This is a genomic window from Gammaproteobacteria bacterium (assembly GCA_028819075.1).
Classification (GTDB): domain Bacteria; phylum Gemmatimonadota; class Gemmatimonadetes; order Longimicrobiales; family Gaopeijiaceae; genus BD2-11.
In genome coordinates, this window is sequence record JAPPMM010000025.1 from 1 (window position 1) to 5,892 (window position 5,892).

Annotated in this window: 6 protein-coding genes; all 6 read right to left on the minus strand. The window is 67.7% G+C overall.

Annotated elements, in window-relative coordinates; genetic code table 11:
• Nucleotides 1-278: 278 nt before the first annotated feature.
• Nucleotides 279-437: a hypothetical protein gene (locus tag OXU32_06255; GenBank protein ID MDE0073567.1), complete on the minus strand. Its 159-nt coding sequence runs from the start codon at nt 435-437 to the stop codon at nt 279-281.
• A gap of 50 nt (nt 438-487) precedes the next feature.
• Complete coding sequence (locus tag OXU32_06260) at nt 488-679, minus strand: hypothetical protein (protein ID MDE0073568.1); 192 nt, start codon at nt 677-679, stop codon at nt 488-490.
• Nucleotides 680-1,098: 419 nt separating this feature from the next.
• Nucleotides 1,099-1,989, minus strand: coding sequence for a hypothetical protein (locus OXU32_06265; protein ID MDE0073569.1), 891 nt, complete (start codon nt 1,987-1,989; stop codon nt 1,099-1,101).
• Nucleotides 1,986-4,304, minus strand: coding sequence for a TonB-dependent receptor (locus OXU32_06270; GenBank protein ID MDE0073570.1), 2,319 nt, complete (start codon nt 4,302-4,304; stop codon nt 1,986-1,988). Before OXU32_06270 ends, OXU32_06265 begins: the two co-directional genes overlap by 4 nt.
• Nucleotides 4,305-4,706: 402 nt before the next feature.
• Nucleotides 4,707-5,312, minus strand: a complete 606-nt coding sequence (locus tag OXU32_06275) for a hypothetical protein (protein MDE0073571.1) — start codon at nt 5,310-5,312, stop codon at nt 4,707-4,709.
• Nucleotides 5,313-5,609: 297 nt separating this feature from the next.
• The coding region (locus tag OXU32_06280; protein ID MDE0073572.1) for a hypothetical protein at nt 5,610-5,892 on the minus strand (283 nt) is incomplete at its 5' end.

Below are 5,892 nucleotides of genomic sequence, written 5' to 3' on the forward strand. Positions count from 1 at the left end.
GGGTCGCTCCCGCCACGGCCCCAGCCGCTCGTGCGCCACGGGCAACCGGGCGGCCGGGTTGCAAGACGTTGCCGCACGGCGGGATAAGCAGGACGGCAGATGTGAATCGCCGGAGGGCCAAAGTGTGAATCGACCCCCCACGTCGATTTCACGCTCCAGTACGGTCGTAAACGGGGGCGCCGGGGCACGGGGTGAGTCCCGATGCGTCCGGGAACCGAAGAAGACGGAACGCGGCGACGACGGACAGCACCTTCACCGCCAGCGAGCGCCCCGGTCGCCTACGGTACCTCCTGGCCGCCGTCATGTTCGAGTTCGCGCAACCAGAGGCGCGCTTCCCGGGCGCGCGTACCGGTCGGGTTGGGGTGTTCGTTGGTGTACTTCCGCAACCAGAGCAGCAGGTCGCGGCGGTCCAGGGACGCAACCGCGCGACTGAACAATCGCTCTCGGTGGACCGCTTTCCGCGCCTTCCCGCCAGCATCGGGCGTTGTCATGCCTCGCCGGGCGCGTCGGCGAGGTGGGGCACCAGCGGGCCAAGGATGGTGTCCGCCACGGAGCGGGGGCTCGTGAGGGGCAGTCCCATGTCGTGGGCGGCCTTGAGGGCCTCACCGAGATCCCGGACACGCCAGAAGACCAGCATCGGCTCGCCTCCGGCCATCGCAATCGTAATCCTTCGATTCAACGCGCTCGGCCTCTCGTTTCGCTCCTTCGGGTCCATCAAGGCAGCTTATCAGCGCCTCGTCCCCGGGCCAAGGCATGATCAGAAACAGGCATGATCAGAAACCTGATCTGCCACCGGCCTCCACCGCCTGGGAGAGGATCATGCGGCCCGATCCCCTTCTCCCGTCCGGGCCAGCGGCGCGGTCCCCATCCGCGTACCCGCCACGGCGGCGACGATTTCCGCGGGGGTCATATAGAGGCCACCGCGCCTGCCAGCCTCCGCAGGGGACACACGGAGTGTGGCCACGGGGAGTAACAACGCCTCCCCCTCCGTAGCGGCGTCCGACCATCCCGCCCGCCACAGTCGCGGGCGCGCTCCCCAGCGCCGTTGCGATCCGGTCCCAGCCCCCGGCATTCGCCAGAGCAACAACTCGGATTAGGTCAATGCCTGTCGTCGGGCGGGATGGTCCCGAGACTCCGGCGGGAGCCCGTGCGGACGACCCGAATCTCCACGGTGTCCGAAGACGGGGTCAGTCCGTCGAAGTAGCCGTAGACGCCTTCCCCCTCGATGCCGAAGTCAGGCCACGGCTGCGGCAGGGGGAATTCGCTGAACTCCGCGACGAAGTTGGTGTAGTGCCAGCCGATTCCGAACAGCCTCAGTTCCAGCCGATGGGCCAGCGGGCCGCCGTGGATGTGGTGAACGGTGTCCGCCGCGTCGCCATCAAGCAGTTGGGGGTATGCACCTGAGAGGCCCACTTCCGTGCCATCTTCCTGAATCTCCCAGTAATCCGCGTGGGCCATCAGCGTGCCGATGTCCGGGCCCTTCCTGTATTCCAGCGGGATTGGTACGCTCCACTCGTCCCCACCGGCCGTCAGTTGCACGTCGTCCGCCGGATCCTCGATCACCGGCGGTGCGGGCATCGTCATGTCGCCTGTGAAGGAACCGAGCGGTGCCGTCCCCCGGATTCCGTAGCTCCGGCTTGCCCGGACGGCCTCGGGGAGAGCGGCTGCGTAGCAGCGCGCCGGACCCGGCCAGTTCGAGACTGGCATTTCGTACGCGCACGACTCCGGGTCCGGTTGCGCGGAGAACGTGGCCGTCCAACCGGGTCCTTCCAGCACCGCCGTGATCCGCGGCGCCTCCGCGCCCTGCGGGCGGTGGGGGTGCACGGCCAGGATACGCGCCTCGGACTTGCCGGCCTCGAGAACGATGGTGATGGTGGTGACGTCCGGGTGGGCTTCGATGGAATCCGCCGGTCGGAAGAGCTCGCACGCCGACAGCGCCAGGACCGGACCGAGCGCGAACGCGGAGCGCCGGGCCGCGAGCGCGCTCAAAACCGGAAATCCACGCCAAAGAATGGAAGCATCGGCAGTTGGGGCAAATACACCTTCTCTACGTCCAGGTCGCCGAAGTCCTGCCGCACGCGCCATCCCACGACGTTGGGAAGGCTGAAGAGGTTGGCGACCGACACGTAGGGCGTCAGCGTTCCGCCGCCGAACCATGAGACCGGACTGTCGCGCCGCCAGCCGATGTCGATGCGCATATAGTGCGGCAGCCTGCCCGCGTTGTACTCGCCGCCGAGGACCACGAGCTCCGCTTCCCCCCGGTGGTATTCGTTCGCGGCGGCCAGGGCCAGCACCTCCGTCTCCGGCTGGCCCGAGCGCAGCGAGAAGCGGGCCGACCACGACGATGCGCCGGGGGCGTACGCGGTACCCACTTCGAGTTCGTGCTCGCGATGGAACCGGGGCGTGTATTTCCGCAAACCCACCGTCCGCTGCACTCTGGCCCAGCGATAGGTTCCGAGCATCGAGAGTCCCGAGTCGGAGATCCAACTCGTGGTCGTCTCGATTCCCCTGGCGGTGCCGCTGGCGACCTCCCAGCGTGACGGGTCGGCCAGCGCGGTGCGTATCGACGGCCGCTTGCCCAGCGGCGGCAGGCGGAGGTGGTCCAGCATGCGCGCGTAGGCGTCCAGCCTGAAGCGGAGCCCGCCCCGCGCAGCCTGCCAGCCCACCGAGACCTCCGTGTTTCTCGGCACGGGCGCCCGGGCCACGGGAACCAGAAGGTCGTAGGCGAGAAAGCTCGCGCCGACGGCCTCCTCGTCCCGCGCCGAGGCCAGCATCTGGTGGGAGCGCGCGGCGGACACCCTCAAGTCCCACCACGACGCCTCGTAGCCGAGCTCCGCGAAGGGCGCCAGCGTGGTGGCCAGCCCCTCGAAGCGGTCGGCTCTGAGTCCGGCCCGTGTCGAGAGCCCGCCCGCCAGCGGAATCTCCACGCTCGAATAGGCGGCCAGGCGCCACCGTTGCTCGTCGAGAGTGAACGACGACACGAAGAAGCCCTCGTCCGAAATGAACTCGTCCGCCAGCTCGAAGTCGTGGATTCCGCTGTAGCGGGTCGCCTGCACGCCGGTCACGAGCGTGGACCGCGCCAGATGCCACGTGGCGCGCAGGTCGGCGCGGGTCTCGCTCATCGCCCCGGTGCCGAAGGCCAGCGTGTCGACGGGCTGGGCCGCGCCGGGGACAACCGGCAAGCCAACGTGCCGCGTCCCCAGCGACAGGAGATCGCTTGTGAAGTGGCTCGAACCCAGGTTCGCGTCCAGGATTCCCGCGTCCCCGATCCTGTCGCGGTAGTGCGCCGAGACCGCGATGTTCCCCCACGCCAGTTCCAGCGCGTGCGTCGTGTCCTGGTCGAATCTCTCCAGGGATTCGGTATTCAGGTAGCCGCTGACCGACAACCGGCGGACGCCCCCGAGATCGGCCGTGACCTTGCCGTGGACATCCTGAAACGAATAGGGAACATGCTGCGAGATGAACCCCGCCCTGCTCAGGGCCAGGGTCACGCCGTCTATGTAGGTGCGGCGGCCGTTCAGCAGGTAGGACACGTTCTCCCCAACCGGCCCCTCGACGGAGAGGCGCGACGACGCGAGTCCGAGGGCGCCGAGTACGCGCATTTCGTCGCGGGCGCCGTCCCGGGTGGCGATGTCGATCGCGCCCGACAGCGACCCGATGGTCATCCCCGTCCCTCCCGCGCTCGGCAGCACCGTCGCGCGCTCGACCGCCTCGGCGCTGATGGCCGAGAGAAAGCCTCCGAGATGGAAGGCGTTGAACAGGCGGACTCCGTCGAGCAACACCGGGGTTCCGTAGCTGGCGCCCCCGCGAATGAACGGGACGGACGTGTAGTCCGAGGCAGCGGAGGCCGACGGCGAAACCGCCGTGGCCCGCAGCACGTCCGTCTCCAGGATCGTGGGCAGGGTCCGCATCAGCGCCGCATCGATCACGAAGGCGTCCCGCGACAGCGAGATCGGGTCGCCCGCGCGCCCGCCCACAACTGCTTCCAAGCCCTCCAGGGCGATGGGCTCGGGACTCAGCAGAACCCGGACGGGTTCGCTTGGCAGGGCCTCGAACGCGCGCGTCCAGGTGGCGTAGCCGAATGCCGACACCTCGACGCGAACCGAACCACCCGCCGGCGCCCCCGGCACCACGAACGCCCCATGCCGGTCCGAAACTCCCGACACCGTCGCGGCCTCGCGCTCCAAGGCGGCGACCGTCACATGAGCAAACCCGATGGGCTCAAGGTCGACGCTGTCGCGCACCACGCCCGACAGCGTGGCCTGACCGATCGCGGTCGCGAGAAGCGCGGTAGTTGTTACCACGGGCGCATGGACATAGCCGCCCTCTCCAAGTCGATGATGAGGATACGCATGATTGAGACCCCGGGCTCTGGTTCAACAGTGACACCGCAAGTTGTCAGCGACACCTGTCAATCTATCAGTCGCGGGCGGCGGCCACCCGCCCGCCGACCGTTTCTTCGCGACCGTCGGGGACATCGCCCGGCCCGGAAAGCGCGAAGCGGGTTCTTGCGGACATCGGATCCCACTCCTTCTGCCGGGCCATCCCGGCGGTTTGGGTGCCGATTCGCGGACCGGGCATTGCTTTGCCCTGCAAGGCACTTGAACGGGTACCGTGAACGGGGTGGAGCGGGAGATCCCACCGTCGCCCAACTCCACCCCCGTCCGGCGCACTCAACGCAATTCTCTCGCGGGCACAGTGAGCCCTTATAGAGCGTCCAGCCACCAATCGCCCACTTCACCCTCGACCGAAACCCCGCAGACCGTCCCCGACATCCCACCATCCACGTTTTCCCAGATTCCGGTCTCGATGTTCACCTCGGCAGTAGCTTCGAGTCTTACGTCCACTTCGCAAGAACCGCTGCTCCCGTCGGCCTTCGCCCAATCGACGCTTCCCGTCCAATCGACGTGGCCCGCAAGGTGAACGGTGCCGTCCGAGACATCGTGCCGCAAATGGTGCAGCTCATCAACGCTGCCTGAGACGGCGATACGGCCATCGTCACAACGGCCATACGTTGCGGTCGCATCAATCTTGGTGGCGCTGTCGTCGCCATCGATCGTCCCCGACAGCTTCACCGAGCCGCCTGCCGGGCACTCCGCTTCAAGATCGAATGTTTCCTGCGCTCCTGCGGCAACCGCGACCCCCTCGTCGTACAGCGGGCCGGCGGACACGCCACCAATGAGTGCGGCGACTGCTATGGCATCCTCCTCGGTCATCGGCTCCGGTGCGATGCTCTCATCACAACCCGCCAGCAAGCCAGTGAGCATGCCGACTCCGACGAAACCTGCGGTGATCCTGCCGTTGCTGGTCATTCGTTTTCTCCCTTCGCAAATTGGTGAGCAGCTCCGCTCCACTCTTCCTGCGGAGCCCTATACGACTTACGCCACAGGTTACACCAGCCCGGCGGTATGAGTTCCCCGGCAACCCTGTGGCGGTAGGCCGAATGCGACACCTCAACGCGAACCGGCCCGCCCGCCGGTGCCCCCGGCACCACGAACGCCCCATGCCGATCCGAGACTCCCGAGGCCGTCGCGGCTTCGCGCTCCACGGCGGCGACCGTCACGTGAGCGAACCCGATGGTGCTCAAGGTCCAAGTGTGGCGACCCCCATCATCGTCTCCTGACCACGGCATCTGGCAGGCCGCGGCTGACGACGATGTCGAATCCCGGCCACTCGGAGTCGGGCGGGGCGTCCAACACGGCTCGCACCGCCCCCGTGACCGGGTCCCGGAGGATGATCGTGTTCCGGCTGGTTTCGTGGTCCAGGACTGCGGTCCCACCGGGTCCCTCAAGCCGGATGCTCCCGATAGCGTTGTCCCATCCTCGGGGTGCGGGGATGGCGAAGACGAATGACGAGGCTCCATCCAGGTGTGCGGTCTCCGGCATGTCGAAG

Excerpts from the sequence above, each read along its gene's own strand:
- OXU32_06275 (MDE0073571.1), bottom strand. The coding sequence starts at position 5,312 with ATGACCAGCAACGGCAGGATCACCGCAGGTTTCGTCGGAGTCGGCATG.